This is a genomic window from Streptomyces rubrogriseus (genome assembly GCF_027947575.1).
GTDB classification, from domain to species: domain Bacteria; phylum Actinomycetota; class Actinomycetes; order Streptomycetales; family Streptomycetaceae; genus Streptomyces; species Streptomyces rubrogriseus.
The window spans coordinates 3270593-3289913 of the sequence record NZ_CP116256.1 but is presented as its reverse complement, the minus strand read 5'-3'; the positions used below and the strand labels follow the sequence as shown (position 1 = coordinate 3289913).

The 19321-nt window shown below is 72.0% G+C and carries 16 protein-coding genes and 1 pseudogene; 3 read left to right on the top strand and 14 right to left on the bottom strand.

Annotated elements, in window-relative coordinates:
- Positions 1-66: 66 nt before the first annotated feature.
- From Sru02f_RS15050 to Sru02f_RS15025, 6 genes are all read right to left on the bottom strand, one after another.
- The gene (locus tag Sru02f_RS15050) at positions 67-834 is read right to left on the bottom strand and encodes an SDR family NAD(P)-dependent oxidoreductase (RefSeq protein WP_109030530.1); all 768 of its coding nucleotides are present in this window, start codon (positions 832-834) and stop codon (positions 67-69) included.
- A gap of 209 nt (positions 835-1043) precedes the next feature.
- On the bottom strand, positions 1044-1394 hold the full coding sequence (locus tag Sru02f_RS15045; protein ID WP_109030529.1) for an ArsR/SmtB family transcription factor: 351 nt from the start codon (positions 1392-1394) through the stop codon (positions 1044-1046).
- Positions 1395-1403: 9 nt separating this feature from the next.
- Positions 1404-1814 (bottom strand): MarR family winged helix-turn-helix transcriptional regulator, encoded by a 411-nt coding sequence (locus Sru02f_RS15040; RefSeq protein WP_244941764.1) that lies wholly within the window; start codon positions 1812-1814, stop codon positions 1404-1406.
- Between the two features lie 281 nt (positions 1815-2095).
- Positions 2096-2833, bottom strand: a complete 738-nt coding sequence (locus Sru02f_RS15035; RefSeq protein WP_109030527.1) for a sigma-70 family RNA polymerase sigma factor — start codon at positions 2831-2833, stop codon at positions 2096-2098.
- A 130-nt stretch (positions 2834-2963) separates the two neighbouring features.
- Entirely contained in the window at positions 2964-5777 is a 2814-nt protein-coding gene (locus Sru02f_RS15030; protein ID WP_109030526.1) for a helix-turn-helix transcriptional regulator, read from the bottom strand.
- On the bottom strand, positions 5774-6217 hold the full coding sequence (locus Sru02f_RS15025) for a winged helix-turn-helix transcriptional regulator (protein WP_373103720.1): 444 nt from the start codon (positions 6215-6217) through the stop codon (positions 5774-5776). The genes Sru02f_RS15030 and Sru02f_RS15025 overlap by 4 nt, the downstream gene beginning before the upstream one ends.
- Here Sru02f_RS15025 and Sru02f_RS15020 point away from each other — a divergent pair.
- Positions 6099-6569 (top strand): annotated as a pseudogene (locus Sru02f_RS15020) (malonic semialdehyde reductase); the annotation flags it as partial. The gene Sru02f_RS15025 and the pseudogene Sru02f_RS15020 sit on opposite strands and share 119 nt — an antisense overlap.
- Positions 6570-6690: 121 nt before the next feature.
- Here Sru02f_RS15020 and Sru02f_RS15015 read toward each other — a convergent pair.
- From Sru02f_RS15015 to Sru02f_RS15005, 3 genes are all read right to left on the bottom strand, one after another.
- Positions 6691-7521, bottom strand: coding sequence for a helix-turn-helix transcriptional regulator (locus Sru02f_RS15015; protein ID WP_109030525.1), 831 nt, complete (start codon positions 7519-7521; stop codon positions 6691-6693).
- Between the two features lie 98 nt (positions 7522-7619).
- Positions 7620-9053 carry an aldehyde dehydrogenase family protein gene (locus Sru02f_RS15010; RefSeq protein WP_239105893.1) on the bottom strand — a complete coding sequence of 478 codons (1434 nt, stop codon included), beginning with the start codon at positions 9051-9053 and terminating at the stop codon, positions 7620-7622.
- A gap of 139 nt (positions 9054-9192) precedes the next feature.
- Positions 9193-9525 (bottom strand): hypothetical protein, encoded by a 333-nt coding sequence (locus Sru02f_RS15005; protein ID WP_109030523.1) that lies wholly within the window; start codon positions 9523-9525, stop codon positions 9193-9195.
- Between the two features lie 173 nt (positions 9526-9698).
- Between Sru02f_RS15005 and Sru02f_RS15000 the strand changes: the two genes are divergently transcribed.
- Together Sru02f_RS15000 and Sru02f_RS14995 are read left to right on the top strand one after the other, a co-directional pair.
- Positions 9699-12440, top strand: a complete 2742-nt coding sequence (locus Sru02f_RS15000; protein ID WP_167469375.1) for a helix-turn-helix transcriptional regulator — start codon at positions 9699-9701, stop codon at positions 12438-12440.
- A 195-nt stretch (positions 12441-12635) separates the two neighbouring features.
- Positions 12636-13043 carry an OsmC family protein gene (locus Sru02f_RS14995; RefSeq protein WP_109030521.1) on the top strand — a complete coding sequence of 136 codons (408 nt, stop codon included), beginning with the start codon at positions 12636-12638 and terminating at the stop codon, positions 13041-13043.
- 20 nt (positions 13044-13063) lie between these two features.
- Here Sru02f_RS14995 and Sru02f_RS14990 read toward each other — a convergent pair whose 3' ends face one another.
- The 5 genes from Sru02f_RS14990 to Sru02f_RS14970 form a co-directional block, all read right to left on the bottom strand.
- Positions 13064-15832 carry an ATP-binding protein gene (locus Sru02f_RS14990; RefSeq protein WP_109030520.1) on the bottom strand — a complete coding sequence of 923 codons (2769 nt, stop codon included), beginning with the start codon at positions 15830-15832 and terminating at the stop codon, positions 13064-13066.
- A 235-nt stretch (positions 15833-16067) separates the two neighbouring features.
- Positions 16068-16409, bottom strand: a complete 342-nt coding sequence (locus Sru02f_RS14985) for a hypothetical protein (protein WP_109030519.1) — start codon at positions 16407-16409, stop codon at positions 16068-16070.
- Between the two features lie 105 nt (positions 16410-16514).
- The gene (locus Sru02f_RS14980) at positions 16515-17234 is read right to left on the bottom strand and encodes an alpha/beta fold hydrolase (RefSeq protein WP_109030518.1); all 720 of its coding nucleotides are present in this window, start codon (positions 17232-17234) and stop codon (positions 16515-16517) included.
- 18 nt (positions 17235-17252) lie between these two features.
- Complete coding sequence (locus tag Sru02f_RS14975) at positions 17253-18203, bottom strand: alpha/beta hydrolase (protein WP_109030517.1); 951 nt, start codon at positions 18201-18203, stop codon at positions 17253-17255.
- Positions 18204-18303: 100 nt separating this feature from the next.
- The gene (locus Sru02f_RS14970; protein ID WP_109030516.1) at positions 18304-19092 is read right to left on the bottom strand and encodes a DUF427 domain-containing protein; all 789 of its coding nucleotides are present in this window, start codon (positions 19090-19092) and stop codon (positions 18304-18306) included.
- Positions 19093-19321: the final 229 nt, after the last annotated feature.

Below are 19321 nucleotides of genomic sequence, written 5' to 3'. Positions count from 1 at the left end.
CTCCCCAGCTATGGGGGCCGTGTTCGCCAACTTCCGCCAGTACCAGTCGTCCCGACGCGCCGCTCGTCAGATAAGTTCCAGGCCGCCGTCGACGGTGATCACCTGACCGGTCGCATGGCGTCCGGCCGGGTCCGCCATGCGGAGGATCCAGTGAGCCACCTCGTCCGCGTGCGCGATGTGGTGGGTCGGGATGCGGTCGCGCTCATAGGCGTACATGTCGTTGGCCGCCTCCGGTGTCAGACCGGCGTGCAGCATGACGTCGGTGCGGGTGGGGCCGGGAGCGACCGAGTTGACACGGACACCCTCGTCGGCCAGCTCCAGTGCCCAGCTCCGCGTCATCTGCTCGATGGCGGCCTTGCTGGCCGAGTAGTGCGCACCCCCAGCCATCGGGCGGTGCCCGTAGGTGCTGGAGAGGTTGATGATCGACCCCGAGGTCCGGCGCAGGTGCGGCAGGGCTTCGCGAGCCAGAAGACTGGGCGCGACGACGTTGAGCGCCAGCAGATCGACGATCGCCTGCTTGTCGGCCTCCGCCAGCGGCATGACCGCTGTCGCACCGGCGTTGTTGATCAGGTGGTCGAGGCGCCCCCACCGCTCCACGGCGGCTCCCACCACCGTGGCGGGCGCATCGTCGCCGCAGATGTCGATGGCCAGGACGTCGATGTTGGCGTGGGCCGCGGCGGTCTCCTTCAGGGGCGCCTCGCGGCGGCCCACCCCGAGGACGTACGCACCCGACTCGGCGAAGGCCACGGCGGTGGCTCGGCCGATGCCGGTTCCCGCGCCGGTGACGATCACGACGCGCCCGGAGAACGTCTCATGGGACTGGTTCGGGGACATGAAGACTCCTTGTTCGATGTTCGATGTTCGATGTACATAGAACACTATGTGACAGTGTCGACGAGGTAGTCAAATGGGGAGGCGACAGCGGCCAGACAGTGGCAACCCGTGACGCGCGACCCGCATCCCGGACTAACAAAAATCATGTTCATGCCAATTCTTGGCCGCAGCTCGAGCGGTTCCCGTGCGGCACGGAGTGCTCTACGCGGTCACGCCTGCTCGTCCCGCTCGATGACGTGTTCCCCGACGTGGTCGGTGCCGGCGGCGGAGAGCAGTGCCGGCAGCAGGCCGGGGAAGCGGGTCTCCAGGGCGTCCCCTCGCAGCTTCACGAAGCAGCGCGTGCCCTCCTGACGAGTCTGGGTCACGCCCGCCTCACGCAGCATCTTGAGGTGATGACTGAGCGTGGACTTGGCGACGGGAGCACTGAACTGCCCCCACCCTCTCTCGGCGCCGTCGGACAGGATCCGGACGATTCCCAACCGCGTCGGATCGCTGAGCACCCCGAGGAGGCGAGGCAGGGAGATCTCACTGTCCGCGGGTGCCGCGTGGTGGTTCGGCATACGGCCATGCTAGCGAACGTTCGGCGCCTGTCGAACATGGGAGCCCGCACCCTCGCTCACCCCTCCCCGCAGGTAGCGGAGCAGGTCCTTGTCCGTCTCCTCGACGTGGAGCTGGCGCACGACCTCCTCGACCGCCTGGCTCAGCAGGGGAGAGCCCAGCCGCAGCACGTCGTGCGCGACGGCGGTGAGTTCGATCTCGATGCTCCGGCGGTCGTTGGACGCGGTGTGCGTGGTGATCAGGCCGCGTTCCTGCAAGCGTGTGACCAGGCGGCTGGTGGCGGACTGGCTCAGGCCCGTCCCGTTGGCCAGGTCGCTCAGATAGAGCAGACCCGTACCGGCCGCCACCCCCTCGCTCAAGGTGCGAAGGGCGTAGAACTCGCTCACGCCCAGGCCGAGCTGCCGGTGGAGGTGTCGCTCCATACGGGCTTCGATCCGGCGATGGACTCGGGTCAGCCTGTTCCACTGTGTGATCAGCCTGGCATCGTCGCTCATGGGTGGTGGCCCTCCTGCTGTCCCCGGCGTCCGACTGCTCGGTGCGGGGCGGTCTCGCGGCGTGAGGGCGCGGCAGGTGAGCAGCACCCGCTTGCCCGCACAAGGGAGACAAGACGGGGGTCTCGGATGTGACAACGGGGGCCGGGCGGGATCCGGTGGCGCGAACCCACCCGCCCCGCCCGGAACGAGCCCCGCTTCCGCGCTCGCCGTCACGCGGCCTGACGCGCCGGGACGTGTGCCGGGCCGGCCGGTCTGCGGGACGGCGGCGCCAGGCGGCGCACCCGCTCCTCGGGGACGAGCAGTCGTAGGAGACCGTCGAGGTCGCCGGTGTCGGCGGCGGTCCGGAACGCGGTGACGAGACGGCGGTGCGACTCGGTGGGGATCGGCCGCTCGCGCTCGCTGTCGAGACGGGCCTGGGCGCGGTGGACCACCACGCGTGCGTTCGGGGCACTGATCCGCAGCAGCTTCGCGAGCTCCGTGTAGGTGTAGTCGAAGCCCTTGCGCAGCACGTAGGCGGCCAGCCGGTCCGGCGTCAGCCTGGCCATGAGGAGCGCCAGGGCCGACTCGATCGCCGCGGTCCGCTCGGCGCAGAGCATGGGGTCGTCGGACGAGGCAAGGTCACCGAGGTCGGCGAAACGCGGTTCGGACGGCGTCTCGTGCCGGCGCCGCCCCGACTGGATGACGTTGATGGACAGGCGGGTCGTGGTAGTGGTCAGGAACGCGACCGGGTTCTTGACCTCCGCGCGGTCGGTGAGCTGCCAGCGCACCCACGCCTCCTGGACCACGTCCTCGGCTCCCGCGGCGTCCCCGACGATCCGGTAGGCGATGCGGAACAGTCGGTTCCGTTGGGCCAGGAAAACGTGGAGGGCGGTGTCCAGGTCACCCTCGGCAGGCCGGGCGGCCGGGGTGCCGGCCGGCGTGGTGGTCTCCGGACTGGGCGCGGACATCGGGACTCCTTCGGGTGAACGGACGCCCCTTCAGGGGCGATGGGTCCACCCTCCGTGCGCGACACCCCCCATCGCGCCCTTGTTGTCCGTAGTCCAGTCCGTGGGGCCCCGGGGGCCAGGGGCTACGGACTCAGCCGGCACGCACCAGGCCCTCGTCGTCCCGGTCCGTGGGCGGGGCGCTCGCCAGGGCACCGGGCAGCGCGCGGCGGGAATTGATCCCGAGCTTCGTGTACACCTTCCGCAGGTGCCACTCCACGGTGTGCGGGCTGATGAACAGCTCCGCGCCGATCTTCGCGTTCGTCATGCCGTCGGCGGCGAGCGTGGCCACCTGTGACTCCTGCGGAGTGAGCGCGCTGGTCACCGCGGCCTCCCGCACCCTGACGTGCTCCCCGGTGGCGAGCAGCTCGCGGCGGGCCCGCTCCGCGAAGGCGTGCGCCCGCATGCCGTCGAACATCCCGTGAGCCTTGCGCAGGTGCTCGCGGGCCAGCGATCGCTGGTGGGTACGGCGCAGCCACTCGCCGTACAGCAGGTGGCTACGGGCCACCTCCACGGTGACGCCGCCGCGCTCGAACTCCACGATCGCCGCACGGTACAGACGGTCGGCCTCCTCGCCGTCGGCGAGCAGGGCCTGACTTCGGGCTGTGGCGCCGCCGGCCCAGCCGGAGTCGGCCGCGCGGGTGAGATCGACCAGCCGGGCCAGTGAGGACCTGGCCTGGTCCAGTTCGCCGCACCGGGTGGCGGCCTCGATGTGCTCGATCAGTGACAGACCGACGAAGTTGAACCCGTCGTGCTCGATGCCGGTACGCGCGGCCTCCAGGGCCTCCTCGTACCGTGCCAGGCCGTTGTACAGCACTCCCTGGATGTAGCCCATGGCGCCCAGCAGGGACACCTCGCCCCGCTGGTCGGCCCGCCGCCTGGCCTCCTCGATGATCCCGGAGGCGACGTCCGCCTCGCCCCGCCAGGCGGCCAGGACCAGCGTGGCGTACTTGTGCGGCGCGTGACCGGTCGCGGCCGCCAGGGCGTCGGCCTCGTCGATCATCCTGTCCGCCTCGGCGAAGTCCCCGTAGTGGATGTGCACTCCACCGGCGTAGATGAGCGCCGGCGGCAGTGCGCCGAGCGCGCCGATGTCACGGGCCAGGCGCACCGCGCGATTGGACAAGGTGTCCCACGCGTGCAGGTCCCAGGCGTAGTGGATGAACGCCTCCAGCGCCACCGGTACGAGCAGGAGCCAGCGCACGGTGGCCTCCCGTGTGCGCAGTTCTTCGCCGGCCAGCAGTTCCAGGGCGCCGCGCAGCGCCGGCACACCGGTCTCGTAACCGTCCGTGAGGAGCGCGGCCACACCGTCCAGCAGCAGGTCGGCGGCCCCGGAGCCGGAAGGGGGTGCGCCGGACGCGCGGGCGGCGATGGCGGCGGCGCGGGCTCCCGCCGGGCCGTGTACGCGGCCCGCGAAGATGGTGGCGCTGATCGCCTCCAGATACGTCTCCCGCGCCAGCGGCGAACCGGCGGCGGTGAACTGCGCCGCCGCGTCGAGGAGCAGGGGCGCCGCCTCGTCGCTGCGGCTGCGGGCGAAGAGGATCCTGGCTCGCAGCCGCGCCAGGCGAGCGCGGTCCAGCGGGCTCAGGGGGCACAGTTCGGCCACTGTGGCCAGCTCCGTGGCCCGGTCGGGCGCCGCGGCCGAGAAGTGCGCCTCCGCTGCCGCCAGGGCGCGGCGCCCACGTGGCCGGCGGTCCGGCGTCACCTCGGCCGCGCGTTCGAGCAGTACCGCCTCGGCCGCGATCCCGCCGCGTTGCCGGGCGCGGCCGGCCGCGCGTTCCAGTCCCGCGGCGACCTCCTCGTCCGGTCCGTCCGCGGCCTGGGCGGCGTGCCAGGCGCGCCGGTCGGGGTCCAGGACCGGATCCGTGGCGGCGGCCAGGGCCCGGTGCACCGACCGGCGCGCTTCGGGCGCCGCTTGGTGGTAGACCGCTGAACGGACCAGTGGGTGCCGGAACCGGATGGACTCGCCCAACTCGATCAGACCGGCGACCTTGGCCGGGGCGGCGAAGGGGGTGATCTTGAGCATGGCGGCCGCGCGGGCGAGCAGCCGGGCGTCACCGACCGGTTCCGCCGCGGCGATCAGCAGCAGCGTCCGCGTCGCCTCCGGCAGCGACCCGAGCCGTTGGGCGAAGTCCCGCTCGATCCGGCTCGCGACCGGGCCCTGGACGATCGGGTGGCCGGACGAGTCCAGGCCGTAAGCCAGTTCGGCGGCACTGCGGCCTCGGGAGAACTCCAGCAGAGCGAGCGGATTGCCGTGCATCTCGGCCACGAACCGGTCCCGGATACGCTTCTCCAGTCGCCCGCCGACGGCGGTTTCCAGGAGCTCCCCGGCGGCGGTGGCGTCGAGGCCGCCGATGCGCAGGGCCGGCAGACCGGTCAGTGCGTCCTGTCCTTCGGGGTCGCGCACCGCGAACACCATCGCGACCGCCTCGGCGAGCAGTCTCCTCGCGACGAACTCCAGCGTCTGCAGGGAGATCTGGTCCAGCCACTGCGCGTCGTCGATCAGGACGAGTACCGGCCGCGCCTCCGAGGCACGGGTGAGCAGCGTGAGCACGGCGAGGCCGACCAGGAAGCGGTCGGGCGGATCACCGGCCGCCATGCCGAACGCCACGCGCAGGGCTTCCCGTTGGGGTGCCGGCAGGTCGTCCAGCTCGTCGAGGAACGGCGCGCACAGTTGGTGCAGGCTCGCGTAGGGCAGCTCCATGTCCGCCTCTATGCCCTGCGCCCGGGTGACCTTCGTCCGTGACGCCTGCGCGGCCAGGTACTCCAGAAGCACCGTTTTCCCGATGCCCGCTTCGCCGCGGATCACCAGCACCCGGGACCCGTCTCCACGCAGGCCTACCAGCAGAGCGTCGAGTGCCTCGCACTCGCGGTGCCGGCCGACCAGGTCCGGAAGCGGGCTGGCGTTCATGCGCGTGGCTCCTCAGGTGCTCCGGGGACGACGAACTCCCGCATCGAATGCCGGGAAAAATCCCTTTCACAATACCCGCAGCACAGAGCACACCTTGTGTCCAGACCTTGTGACACACTCCACATGAGAGATGATGCCAAGGTTGTCACACAGGACCCCGCAAGCCGGTCGGTCCTCTCGTCGACCCGGGCGGCGACTGTCCAACCACGCCCCCGGCGCCGGGCGGCCGGCGTGCCCGGAAGGTGCCGGGCCGCCCTTCCGGCCAGCTCGGTGAGGAGGGGCATGAGAGCCGTCCCGTCCGGAGTGAGGCGGTAGCGCACCGTGACGGGCGGGCCGGGCTCCACCTCGCGATGTGCGAGACCGGCGGCGGACAGCTCGGAAAGCCGACCCCGACCAGCATCTGGGAGCTCGCCCGCTGGGCAACCGACCGCCGCGAGCACCCAGCCGCTGCGCGTTCTGTACGTCCGTACGGCCGAGGGCAAGCAGCGCCTGCTGCCGCACCTCGACGAGGGAAACCGGCCGAAGTCGGCCTCGGCGCCCGTCGTCGCGGTCCTCGCTGTGTACCACCGCTTCCACGAGCACCTCCCGCACGTCCTGCCCATCCGCCCGGAGATGAAGGAGTACTTCGAGGGCGAGCCCGCCCGGCGCGAGGCCATCACCTCGTTCAACGGACCGCTTCAGGCCGGATACTTCGTCCTCGCCGTCCGTGCCCTCGGCCTGGCCGCGGGTCCGATGGCCGGCTTCGACCCGGCCGGGATCGACAAGGAGTTCTTCGCCGACAGCGACTGGCACTCCCTCCTCGTCGTCGACATCGGCCACCCGGCCGGACCTCCGGCGTTCGACCGCATGCCGCCTGGCCCACGAGCACGCCCTCGACTGGGCCTGGCCCCCGGCAGGCGTGGGAGCCGCACCGTTACAGGACCGGCAGCAGGGACAGCAGTCGGAGGCTGGTGTGGCTCTCCGTCCCGGGTGTCGCGGTGTAGACGACGAGCCGCTGGCCGTGGTCGGGATCGATCAGCGTCTGACAGTGCAGTTCGAGTGTTCCGACCTCTGGGTGCACGAAGCGCTTGGAGGCGCAGTACGGGCCCAGCACGGGGCGTTGCCGCCACAGGCCGGCGAACTCCGGACTCTCCCGGTCCAGCGCGTCCACGAGCGCGGCGGCGCCGGAGTCGCCTCCGTCGCGGGAGTATGCGCTGTGGAGGTCGGCCACCATGAGGCGGCTCTGCTCGGCGTGATCGCTCGGGGGGTGGACCAGACGGGCGGCGGGGTCCGTGAACCAGCGGTAGTGAGCACTGCGAGCCAGCCCCGTGTGGGCCCTCTGGTCACCCAGCAGGGCCACCGCGGGACGAGTCTGGCTCAGTGTCTCGCCCAGGTGGTTCATCACCTGGGCGGGAGTGTCCTCCAGCCGGTCCAGGATGCGCATCATCCCGGGGGCGACGTGATCGCCGCGTCGCGCACGGCGCGGCAGGGCGTGACCGGCGAGCTGGAAGAGAAGATCGCGCTCCTCCAGTGACAGGCGCAGGCCGCGGGCCATCGCGGTGAGCATCTGCTCCGAGGGGTGCGGGCCCCGCGGCTGCTCCAGCCGGCTGTAGTAGTCCACCGACATGTCGCACAGGGCCGCGACCTCCTCCCGGCGCAGTCCTCCGGTACGCCTGCGGCGGCCGCGAGGCAGTCCGACGTCCTCGGGCTGCAGAGCCTCGCGGCGTGCCCGCAGGAAAGCGGCCAGCGCCGCGCGGTCTGCCATGGTCGTCCCTTCGGTGGATCAACAACGTGAACGCCGTGTCCGGGGTGCGTCATTCCCAGTGAACGGTGTGTTGTGCACGGGCACGGTGGCGTGGTGCGTCAGCGTGTGATCGCCTTGGTCTCCAGGAACTCCTCGAGGCCCGCACGGCCCATCTCCCGGCCGTTGCCGGACTGCTTGTATCCGCCGAACGGTGCCTGGAAGTTGTGCTGGCCGCCGTTGACATCGACCTGGCCGACACGCAGGCGCATGGCGATCGCCATGGCATGGTCCTCGTCGCCGGTCACCGCGGCGTTGAGGCCGTAGACCGTGCCGTTGGCGATCTCGACGGCGTGTTCGTCGTCGGTGTAGGGGATGACGACGAGGACGGGGCCGAAGATCTCCTCCTGGGCGATGACCGACTCGGGTGCGACGTCGGAGAAGATCGTGGGCCTGACGTAGGCGCCGGTCTCGAACCCCTCGGGTCGGCCGGGGCCGCCCGTCACGAGGGTGGCACCGTCGGCGATGCCGCGCCGGATGTAGTCGTCGACGCGCCGGCGCTGGGTCTCCGAGGCGAGTGGTCCGATCCGAGTGGCCTCGGCTGCCGGATCACCGACCACGTACTCCTGGGCGGCGGTCCGGAGCTTGTCGACCACGGTCGCCTGAAGGTCCTCGGGCACGAGCATGCGCACGTAGGCGCCGCAGGCCTGGCCGGCGTTGGCCCAGGCAAAGGCGAGTCCGCGGGCGGCGGCCGAGTCGAGGTCGGCCTCGGGGAGGATGACGTGGGCGGCCTTGCCGCCCAGTTCGAGTGCGACCCGCTTCACCGTGACGGAGGCGGCGCTGGAGACGCTCTTGCCGGCGCGGGTGGATCCGGTGAAGGAGATCATGTCGATCCTCGGGTGGCGGGACATGGCCTCGCCGACGACCGGGCCGGTTCCCTGCACCACGTTGAACACACCGTTCGGCAGCCCGGCCTCCGTGGCGATCTCCGCGAACATCCGGGCGCTGAGGGGAGACAGCTCCGAGGGCTTGAGGACGACAGTGTTGCCCGCCAGCATCGCCGGGACCACCTTCGTCACCAGCTGCTGCAGCGGGAAGTTCCACGGGGTGATGGCGCCCACCACTCCGATGGGTTCGCGGACGACGAGCGAGTTCTCGACCGTCTCGCTCCACTCGAACCGCTCGGCCGCGGCGATCGCGGCCAGGGTGGACGCGACCGGGAATCCGACCTGCGCCTGCCGGGAGAAGGCGATGGGGGCGCCCATCTCCATGGTGATGGTGGCCGCCAGTTCCTCGCTCCGCTTCTGCAGTCCTTCGGCCAGGCGTCGCATGACGTCCGCCCGGTGCCGCGGGGGCGTCGCGGCCCATCCGGGGAAGGCGGCTACCGCGGCGTCGACAGCCATGTCCACGTCGGCGGCGGTGGCCTCGTGCAGGTGGGCGATGACCGATTCGTCGGCGGGGTTCACCACGTCGATCAACGGTCCGGAGCCGGTGACGGCACGGCCGTCGATCCAGTGGGAAGGAGTCGGGAAGGGCATCTTGGGGCTTTCGTTCATGTCGCCCAGCGAACACCGCGCGGCGCGGGACATCCATGCCCTCCCGGACCCATGATCCGGGTCACAGGACCGTGCGCGCGTGGCACTGCCGTGGCACGTCGCGGATGCGGCGCGAGGCGCCGTCCGACGCTCCCGGCCCTCACCACGAGGGCGCGGCCGACCGGTCGCCGGCGCCGTCCAGACGTGTGTGCCCGAGGGCGTCCAGCGTGATCCTGCGGACCTCCAGTCCCTCCGCCGTGACGGACCCGCCGCCCCGCGCCTGCTTCTCCTGAGTACTGTTGGCGCGCGCCAGGGCGACGCGCACCGCTCGGGAGACGTCACCCGCCTCGCCCACCACGTAGTACATCCAGACCACGCGGGAAGCGGTGGAGCGGAACGGCACGCCGATCAGCCACTTGCCGGGCTGCGCACGCCCGTGGGCTCCTGTCCCGGTGGAGCCCGAAGGGCTGGAACGGTCCATCGCGGTCAGCATGTGAGGTCGTCTCCTCTCGGCTCGGGGAAAGCGAGTGGGCGGGAAAGCGTTCTGCTCCTCTGATGAGACGGCTCTCCGTTCTGTGACAGCCGCCGCCGAAGACGGCCGCGGCAGCCCGCCCCCTGCCCCGGCCGCACGCCGTGTTGTTAAGCTCACCGCGTGTGGGGAGCTGCGTGAGCGGGGACGGTCCGGAGCGGCTGCGAGGCCGACGCCGTGAGTTCGACGTGCTGGACGGGCTGGTCTCGGAGGTGGAGGCAGGCCGCAGCGCGGTGCTGGTCCTGCGCGGCGACGCCGGCATCGGGAAGTCCGCCCTCCTGGATCATCTTGCGGCACGTGTCACCACGCACCGGATCGCCCGGGGAGCGGGCGCCGAGTCCGAGATGGAGCTTCCGTTCGCGGGACTGCACCAGTTGTGCGCGCCCTTCCTCGGGCACGCCGACTCCCTCCCGCCGCCGCAGGCAAAAGCGCTGGCCACGGCGTTCGGGGTGAGCGCGGGGCCGCCCCCGGACAGGTTCCTGGTGGGTCTGGCCGTGCTCGGGCTGCTGACCGACGTGGCCGCCCGGCGACCGCTGTTCTGTCTCGTGGACGACGCCCAGTGGCTCGACCGGGTTTCCGCGCAGACGCTGGCGTTCGTGGCGCGAAGGATGCTCGCCGAACCGCTGGCTCTGATCTTCGCCACCCGTGAGCAGCGGGGACGCGACGACCTGGCCGGCCTGCCCGAGCTGACGCTGCGCGGGCTGAACGACACCGACGCCCGCGCGCTGCTGGACGCGGGCGCCGAAGGCCCGATGGACGAGCGGATCCGCGACCGCGTCCTCGCCGAGGCTCGCGGCAACCCGCTCGCACTGCTGGAACTCCCCCACGGCCGTGTCGACGCGGAAGCGGTCGAGTGGTCCGCTCCGCACGGTCCCGGAAGGGTGACCGGCCGTATCGAGCGGAGCTACCTCGCGCGGGTCCGCGCGCTCCCGGAGCCGACGCAGCGCCTGCTGCTGGCGGCCGCCGCCGAGCCGGTCGGTGACGTGTCGCTGCTCAAGAGCGCCGTCGAGCGACTGGGCATCGATCCGGACGCGGTGGAACCGGCGGTTTCGGCGGGGCTGCTCGACGTCGGCACTCTGGTGCGTTTCCGGCATCCGCTGCTGCGCTCCGCGGTCTACCGGTCGGCCGGGCTGGCGGAGCTGCGGGAGGTGCACCGCGTGCTGGCCGAGACGACGGACCCCGGCCTCGACCCCGACCGGCGTGCCTGGCACCTCGCGCGGGCCACGGTCCGGCCGGACGAGGCCATCGCCGCGGAGCTGGAGTCGTCGGCCGGACGGGCGCGGGCACGGGGCGGCACCGCCGCGGCCGCCGCGTTCCTCGCCCACGCTGCCGCCCTGACGCCGCACCCGCGGCGCAAGGCCACGCGTGCCCTCGCCGCGGCTCAGGCGAAGCTGCGCGCCGGTGCGCCCACCGCCGCGCGCGACCTGCTGGAGCTGGCACGGGCCGGCACACTCGACGAACTCGGCCGGGCCCGTGCCGATCTGGTCGAGGCCCGCATCTCCTTCGCCTCCAGCCGCGTGGACGAAGCGCTCCCCAGGCTGCTGGCCACCGCGCGACACCTGGTCCCGCTCGATGTGGACCTGGCCCGCGAGACCTTCCTGGACACCCTGTCGGCCGCCATGTTCGCCGGGCGCCTCGCGTCCGAGGCGCACGTACGCGAGGTGGCGGCGGCCGCGCGCGGGACGACCCCGCCCCGCACGGGACCGCCGCGCAACGCCGATCTGCTGCTGGACGCCCTCACCACCCGTTTCCTCGACGGGTATCGCGACGCGGTCACCGTCTCGCGCGACGCGGTACGCGCGTTCCGCCGGGAGGCCGAGCCCGACGAGGTACTGCGCTGGTCGTGGGCGGCTTCGGCACTGGCGGCCGAGATGTGGGACCACGAGGGCTGGACGGAACTGGTCACCCGCCATGTGCGCACCGCCCGTGCCGTCGGGGCGCTGACCGAGTTGCCGCTGGCGCTCAATTCGCGGGTGGTCGTCCACACGACCGCCGGTGAGCTGGACGCGGCGGCGCTGCTCATCGCGGAGACCGGCCGGGTCCAGGAGGCGGTCGGCAGCGGCTTCTCGCCGTACGGCACGATGACGCTCGCCGCCTGGCAGGGGCGCGAGAGCGAAGCCGCACCGTTGATCAAGGCCGGCACGGAGGAGGCCGTCGGCCGCGGTGAGGGCATCGGGGTGACCATCGCGTGGCGGGCGCAGGCCGTGCTCCTCAACGGCCTGGGCAGGTACGAGGAGGCGCTGGACGCCGCCCGTCGGGCGAGCGCGCACCCGCAGGACCTGGTCGCGGCCGGCTGGGGCCTGGTCGAGCTGGTGGAGTCCGGGGCGCGCAGCGGCCGGCTCGACGTGGCCGAGGCGGCACTGGTCCGGCTGACCCGCGACACGGACGCCGCCGCCACGGACTGGGCACTGGGCGTCCAGCTGCGCTGCCGCGCCCTGCTCAGTGACGGAACGGAGGCCGACGAGCTGTACCGGGCGGCGATCGAACGACTCGGCCGCACCCAGGTGGCCATGGAGACGGCCCGGGCACGGCTGCTGTACGGGGAGTGGCTGCGGCGGGCGGGCCGCCGCGCCGACGCCCGTGCGCAGTTGCGGACGGCCCACGCCCTGTTCACCCGGTTCGGCGCGCAGGCGTTCGCCGAACGCGCCGTCCGCGAACTGCGGGCCACCGGGGAAACGGTGTCCCGCCGCGACGCCGCCGCCGTGGCGGCGCTCACGCCTCAGGAGAGCCAGATCGCGCGGCTGGCCCGGGACGGGCTCACCAACTCCGAGATCGGCGCCCAGTTGTTCCTGAGCCCGCACACCGTCGAATGGCATCTGCGCAAGGTGTACGCCAAGTTGGGCATCACCTCCCGGCGCCACCTGAGCGCGGTCCTGTGAGCGGCACCGCCTGACCGGGGGTCAGGCCGCCCGAAGGGATGCGAGACGGGCCTCGAACGTCCGGCGGCCGCGCCCCGTCTGTGACACCCCCTCACCGGCCGACGTGTCACACACGCCCGCGCCGCTCGGTCACTGCGGAGGAGGGACCTGTCGGACCCCGCCCCGGTCCCGCTACCTCGGCCGAGAGGAAGACCCATGATCACGCGCATCGTGACCGTCGCCGAAGGCGCACGGCTCACCCGTTCCGTCTCGATCGGCACGCACCACCTGACCGCCGACGAGCCCGAGCCCGTCGGCGCCGACGAGGGCCCCACCCCGGGCGAGCTGCTGCTGGCCGCGCTGGGGTCCTGCACATCCATGGCCGTGCGGGCTCTGGCGGACCGGCACGAATGGCCACTGGAGCGGATCGACGTGGCCGTGCGGTTCGGGAAGCAGGGTGACATCGTCAAGAACGTCGGGCTGACCGGCGACCTGGAGCCCGCTCAGCGGGAGCAGTTGCTGGCGGCTGCCGGGCGCTGTCCGGTCCACCGCCTGCTGGCCCGGGAGGCGAAGATCGTCACTGTGCCCGCCCTGCTGGCGGAGCCCGAGGCGTCGCACGTCTGAGCGGGCCTTCGTCGGGCGGGTCAGGGCGCGGTCGCCATCGCCTCCAACCGCACCGAGTCGATCTCCTTGCGGGAAGAGACACCGAGTTTCGCGAAGACCTTGCGCAGATGCCACTCGACGGTGTGCGGGCTGAGGAAGAGCCGCGCGCCGATCTCCGGGTTGGTGAAACCTCCCTGCACGAGCCGGGCGATCTCGACCTCCTTCGCGGTGAGGACCGCGGTCTTGGTCGTGGCGCGACCGCGCACCTTGACGCCGACGGCCTGCAACTCACGTCGGGCGCGTTCCGCGAACGCCTCCGCCCCGGCGGCGTCGAGCACCTCGTGTGCCTCGCTCAGCCGGGTACGCGCCTGCGCTCGGCGCCGTTCCAGGCGCAGCCACTCACCGTGCCGAAGCCGTGCGCGGGCGCTGTCCATTCGGACCCCGGCCGTGTCGAGCCGCTCGATCGCCTCCCGGTGCAGGGCGTCGGCCGTCTCTCCCTCGCTCACCAGGGCACGCACGGCGGCGGAGGTGCCGAGCGCCCAGGGTGTCCCGCTGACCTGCGCCATCTCCTCGATCGTGCGTACGGCCTCGGCGGCCCGCTCGGTACGCCCGAGGCGCACGGCCGCTTCGACGAGTTCGACCCGGGACTGGAGGGACAGACCCAGCTCCTGCGGGTTCTCACAGCCCCGCTCGGCCGCGGCGTAGGCCTCCTCGTACCTGCCCAGGCCGTTGTAGAGGACGGCGGCGGCCCATTGGGTGGCCGTCGCCACCTTGCCCTCCCCGCGCAGGAGGCGGTCCTGGGTCAGGGTCTCGATCGCCTGCCGGGTGGCCGGCTCCCGCCCTCTGAAGGGCTCCAGGACGAGGGTGCCGTAGTGGGCGAGGACGCTGCTGCCCGTGGCTTCGCCGATCGCGCTCGCCTCCACGGTCAGGGAGGCGGCCCCGCGCAGGTCGCCGGCGAACACCCGGTTCGACAGGCGCAGCAGAAGGGCCGAGGGCAGCACGGCGAGCGCTCCGTTGGCGCGGGCCAGGTCGACCAACCGCGCCGACAGCTCGGACCAGGCTGCGAAGTCCCAGGTGTTGTGCGCCATGCGGCACGCGAACGGCAGCCAGCCCAGGGCCTCCTCGCGGGGGAGTTCCCCTTCCCGGAACGCCGCCACGGCGTCCAGGACTACCGGCGCGCCCGCCGCGTAACCCTCGGTCACCACCCGCGCGAGACCGGTCAGGAGACGGGTCTCCCGGCTCTCGGTGCCGGTGTGGCCCGGCGTGCTGAGCACCGCCTCGGCGACGTCACGGACCCCGCCAGTGGCCAGTCGGCCCGCGGTCAGGGCCGCGTAGATGGCGTCCCGGTACGTCTGGTCGGCGAGTGCGGAGTCGAACGGCTGGAGTCGCTTCGCCGCTTCGAGCAGCAGCGGCAGTCCGGCGCTGGCGCTCTTGGCCGCCGACATGATCTGCCCGCGCAGCAAGGTCGCGCGTCCGGCTCCGACCTCGCCGAGCGGGCCCAGCTCCGCCGCGTCGACCAACTCCCGCGCGGTGTCGAAGGCGCCCGCCTGGTACTTCGCCTCCGCCGCGGCCAGTGCCCTGGCTCCGCGGCGCACCGGATCGGGAGTCAGCTCGGCGGCTCGGTCCAGGAAGGCCGCGGCCGCGGCGACACCACCGCGCGCGTGCGCTCGCCCGGCGGAGCCCTCCAGTTCGGCGGCGACGTTCTCGTCCGGACCCGTCGCGGCACTGGCGAGGTGCCAGACACGGCGTTCGGGATAGAGCGTGGCGTCGATGGACTCGGCCAGGGCCGCGTGCACGCTCCGGCGTTCCTCGAAACCGACGGCGCGGTACGCAGCGGAGCGCACCAGTGGGTGGCGGAAGCGGACCCAGGTGCCGAGGGTCATCAGACCCGACGCCTCGGCTTCGGTCGCGGCGCGCTCCACGTCGATGCCGAGGCGTTCGGCGGCGCTCCGCAGCAGGGACACATCACCGACCGGTTCGGTGGCGGCGATGAGCAGCAACTGCTGCGCCTGCGCGGAGAGGGTGCGGATGCGGCGGAGGAAACCCGCCTCGATCTGACTGGACAGGGGACGGCTCGCCGGTACGCCGAATCCTCCGGCCATCTCGAGGAGGGTCAGGCCGCGCGGCAGCTCCACCAGGGCCAGCGGGTTGCCGCGCGTCTCGGCGACGATACGGTCGCGTACCCGCTGGTCGAGCGGGCCGGTGACGACCGAGTCGAGGAGCCGGCGGGAATCGCGCTCGCCGAGTCCGCGCACGGCCAGCTCCGGAAGGTCCGCGAGCACTTCGCGGGAGCCGGACTCGCGGACGGCCAGGACCATCAGGACGGGTTCGGCGAGCAGCCGTCGGGCGACGAACTCCAGCGTCTGGGCCGAGACGCGGTCCAGCCACTGCGCGTCGTCGACCAGGCACAGCAACGGCTCGTCGCCGGCGGTGGCGAGCAGGCTCAACGTGGCCAGGCCGACCAGGAACCGGTCGGGAGCGTCACCGACCTGCATTCCGAAGGCCGTGCGCAGGGCATTGCGCTGCGGCTCGGGGAGACCGTCCAGGTGGGAGAGCAGAGGTGCGCAGAGCTGGTGCAGTCCGGCGTAGGAGAGCTCCATCTCGGACTGCACGCCGACCGCTCTGACGACGCGGCACCCGGTGGCCCGGTCGAGCAGGTGATTCAGCAGCTCGGTCTTGCCGATGCCCGCCTCGCCGCGCACTACCAGCACTCCGCTGCGGCCCGCTCTGGCCTGCGCGAGGAGGTCGTCGAGGACCTTGCACTCGTCCTGCCGCCCGATGAGCTCGGTCCGTGCGCCGTCCCTCACCATGGCAGCCTCCCGGCTGTCACGATACCCCGGCGTTTCACTTTCCGTAGACCTGTCTCAAACTGATCGCCGAGGCTCGCGCGCAGGCGCTCGGGATCCGGGGTCCTGATGCCCCCGCCTGCGCCCCCCTCTGCCTTCTGCTGCGTGCCCGTCTTCCCGGCATCGTGTTCCGGCCGGGGCCCACTGGCCGGAAGCCGCCGCTACGGATCCTGCGACGACCCGGTGCGGCGTCGGTCGATCAGGCCATCGAGCCCACGACGACCGCCGTGCACACGAAGATCGTCAGGCCGATCGCGGTCATGGCGATCAGCGTGCCTCGCAGCCAGCGGCCGAACCGGAGGCGGTGCGCCGCCTCAGCCGCGCCGATGCGCTCCGCGATGTGCTCGGTCACCATGCGGGCGACGTACTTCTGTTCCTCCAGATACCACCGCTCCAGGTCCACCCGCTGCCCCTGGGTCAGCCCGTCGGCCTTCGCGGTGAAGGCCGACACCCGCCGACGAGCGGCACTGAGGTGTGCCTCCCGGTACAGAAACGCCTGTAGGTCGGCCAGCCCGCGAGCGGCCTGCCTGCTCGTGTTCATGAGGTACTCCCGTGTCACTCCGGTGGGACGTGACGCGGCGCCGCGGCGGGCGCGGTGCCGGTGGGCCGCCGCCGGTCTTCCCAGGGGCGGCGGCCCACCGTCCGCTCAGCCGGTCGCCTGCGCCGCCTCGTTGATCAGCCGGGCGACGTCGCCCGGACGCGAAACGCTGACCGCGTGGGAAGCGGTGACGTGCACCACCGTGGCCTTCGCGCGCTCGGCCATGTATGTCTGCACCTGGGCCGGGATGTTGCGGTCCTCGGAGGCGACGAGGACCCAGGACGGAATGTCCTTCCACGCCGGCGCCGAGGCACCCTCCGCCAACGCGGCGTCGGCCACGGGCCGCTGGGTGGCCGCCATGACCGCCGTGGTCTCCTCCGGGACGTCGGCGGCGAACTGCTGGTGGAACCTGCTCTGCTCGATGTAGAGGTCCGCGGCCCGGCCGCCGTCGGGGAGCGTGACCGGCACCGGGCGGAGCGTCTCCCCGAGGGTGCTGCCCGGGAACCTGCCGGACAGGTCGACCGCGCTCTCACCCTCGTCCGGCAGGAACGCCGCGACGAACACGAGAGCCTTGACGTGGTCGAGTCCCGTCGCGGCGTTGCTGATGACCGAGCCGCCGTAGGAGTGCCCGGCGAGAACCACGGGCCCGTCGATGGACTCCAGGAGCTGTCTGACGTACGCGCTGTCCTCGGTCAGCCCGCGCAGCGGATTGCTCGCGGCCACCACCGGGTAGTCGCGCGACCGGAGCCTGGCGACCACGCCGTTCCAACTGGACGAGTCCGCGAACGCGCCGTGCACGAGGACGATGGTCGGTTTCTGTGCGCTCATGAGAGTGGGCCTTCCGGATCAGTCGGTGCCGAGGGCCTTGCGCAGAACGTGGACCGCCTGCTCGATCGCCGCGGTGGAGGCCTGCGTTCCGCGGACCGGGTTCAGCATCATGAAATCGTGCAGGCTGGCGTTGTAGCGGACGCTCGTGGTCGGCACCCCGGCCTGGATCAGCTTGCGGGCGTAGGCCTCGCCCTCGTCGCGCAGCACGTCGTTCTCGTCGACCACGACGAACGCCGGAGGCAGGCCCTGGAGGTCCTCCAGGGTGGCGCGCAGCGGCGAGGCCGTGATCTGGTCCCGCTCCGCCGGATCGGGGGCGTAGGCGTTCCAGAACCACTCCATGGCCTTCGCGGTCAGGTGCGGTCCGTGCGCGAAGACGCGGTAGCTCTCCGTGTCCTGCCCGGCGTCGGTGACGGGGTAGTAGAGGGACTGGTGCAGGAAGGTCACGTCGCCGCGCCGCTTGGCCAGGTGGGTGAGGGCGGCGCTCATGTTGCCGCCGACGGAGTCGCCGGCGACGACCATGCGGGAGCCGTCCAGGCCCTCGTCGGCGCCCTTGGTGGTGACCCACTGGGCGGTGGCGTAGGCCTGCTCGATGGCGACGGGATACTTCGCCTCCGGGGAGCGGTCGTACTCGACGAAGACCGCGGCCGCCTCCGCGCCCACGGCCAGTTCCCGCACGAGACGGTCGTGGGTCCCGGCGTTTCCGAGGATCCAGCCGCCGCCGTGCACGTAGAGGATGACGGGCAGCACACCGGTGGTGCCGACGGGCTTGACGATGCGCACCCGCACGTCACCGACCTCGGCGGGCACGGTGATCCACGTCTCGTCCACGTCCGGCTTCTCCACCGGACCGGACTGGACGTCGTCGAGCAGCTTGCGGGCTCCCTCGACACCGAGTTCGTACAGCAACGGCGGCTTGGCGGTGGCGTTGGCGAAGTCCTGCGCGGCGGGCTCGAGAACGAGGTCGCTCATGGTCACTCCTTGCGGTGTTGAGGCTTTTGGATGGCTTTCCACCTCATGAGACCGTGTGAGGAGTCGATGTGTGACGCGTCGGGCCCGCACCATGCTCCGGTTAGTCGGAGGCCACCCGGGTGGGATCCACCGGCTTCGGCAGCAGGAAGCCGTCGACGTACAGATCGACGTGCTCGTTGTAGAACGCGGTCAGTCCGGCGATGCGGTTGGCGTGGATGGTCGGGAAGTCGTAGGTCCAGGCGATGTCCTCGTGGGCGCCGGTGCCGCCGTCGAACGACCAGTAGTCGCTCGTCGTTCCCTTGTAGGGGCACCGGGTCACGGTGTCGGAGTGCCGCAGCCGGGTCCAGTCGATGTTCATGGGGTCGAGGTAGTAGCGGGTCGGCAGGCCGGTCTCGAACAGCTTCACGCAGCCGGCGGCTTCCGCCAGTACGACGCCGTCCACCTCGACCCGGACGGTGCTGCGCGAACGCAGCGCGTCCACGCGCGAGTACGGGCTGCGCGGATGGACGAAGACCGGCTCGTCCTCCTCGAACCAGGCGTCCAGCGCCTCCCATTCGAAGCGCACCGTGTCGCGCAGGGCTTCGGGGGAGCCCTCCCCCCAGACCCACGCCGCTCCCGCGCGGACCTCCGGACCGACCCGCAGGGTGTGTCGGTGAGCGGGCCCGGCACCGAGCTGCTCGGTGTGCTTGTCGTCGTCGAGCGCGCCCTCCACCAAGTCCTCGATCGGGATGCTGAACTGCGGATACGCCTGCCACTCCCACACGTACAGCGCGCGGCGGGTGTCGAAGGCGACACGGCCCCCGACCATCCCCCGGATGCGGCGGGGAACGGGCTCGACGTGTCCGATCGGGACGATGAGACTCGGGTGCAGGACGCTCTCGGTAGCCATGGTGATCACCTTGGAGTTCGCTGGGGGATGGTGCGCCCGCCGTACCCGGGGCCCGGGGGGGGGGGCGGCGCCGACTCGGGCCGACGGGCCTGGTCCACTCGTTCGATGCTACGCCCGTGGTCGGCGACCACACCGAATGCGACCCGCGAGGCGCTTCTCTTCACACGGTGTGCCCTGAGGTGTGTCAGGTCTGCGGACTCCGGGGCCGGGGAGACGGAAGGACGCGCGC

Excerpts from the sequence above, each read along its gene's own strand:
- Sru02f_RS15050 (WP_109030530.1), bottom strand. The coding sequence starts at position 834 with ATGTCCCCGAACCAGTCCCATGAGACGTTCTCCGGGCGCGTCGTGATC.
- Sru02f_RS15045 (WP_109030529.1), bottom strand. The coding sequence starts at position 1,394 with ATGCCGAACCACCACGCGGCACCCGCGGACAGTGAGATCTCCCTGCCT.
- Sru02f_RS15040 (WP_244941764.1), bottom strand. The coding sequence starts at position 1,814 with ATGGAGCGACACCTCCACCGGCAGCTCGGCCTGGGCGTGAGCGAGTTC.
- Sru02f_RS15035 (WP_109030527.1), bottom strand. The coding sequence starts at position 2,833 with ATGTCCGCGCCCAGTCCGGAGACCACCACGCCGGCCGGCACCCCGGCC.
- Sru02f_RS15030 (WP_109030526.1), bottom strand. The coding sequence starts at position 5,777 with ATGAACGCCAGCCCGCTTCCGGACCTGGTCGGCCGGCACCGCGAGTGC.
- Sru02f_RS15015 (WP_109030525.1), bottom strand. The coding sequence starts at position 7,521 with ATGGCAGACCGCGCGGCGCTGGCCGCTTTCCTGCGGGCACGCCGCGAG.
- Sru02f_RS15010 (WP_239105893.1), bottom strand. The coding sequence starts at position 9,053 with ATGAACGAAAGCCCCAAGATGCCCTTCCCGACTCCTTCCCACTGGATC.
- Sru02f_RS15005 (WP_109030523.1), bottom strand. The coding sequence starts at position 9,525 with ATGCTGACCGCGATGGACCGTTCCAGCCCTTCGGGCTCCACCGGGACA.
- Sru02f_RS14995 (WP_109030521.1), top strand. The coding sequence starts at position 12,636 with ATGATCACGCGCATCGTGACCGTCGCCGAAGGCGCACGGCTCACCCGT.
- Sru02f_RS14990 (WP_109030520.1), bottom strand. The coding sequence starts at position 15,832 with ATGGTGAGGGACGGCGCACGGACCGAGCTCATCGGGCGGCAGGACGAG.
- Sru02f_RS14985 (WP_109030519.1), bottom strand. The coding sequence starts at position 16,409 with ATGAACACGAGCAGGCAGGCCGCTCGCGGGCTGGCCGACCTACAGGCG.
- Sru02f_RS14980 (WP_109030518.1), bottom strand. The coding sequence starts at position 17,234 with ATGAGCGCACAGAAACCGACCATCGTCCTCGTGCACGGCGCGTTCGCG.
- Sru02f_RS14975 (WP_109030517.1), bottom strand. The coding sequence starts at position 18,203 with ATGAGCGACCTCGTTCTCGAGCCCGCCGCGCAGGACTTCGCCAACGCC.
- Sru02f_RS14970 (WP_109030516.1), bottom strand. The coding sequence starts at position 19,092 with ATGGCTACCGAGAGCGTCCTGCACCCGAGTCTCATCGTCCCGATCGGA.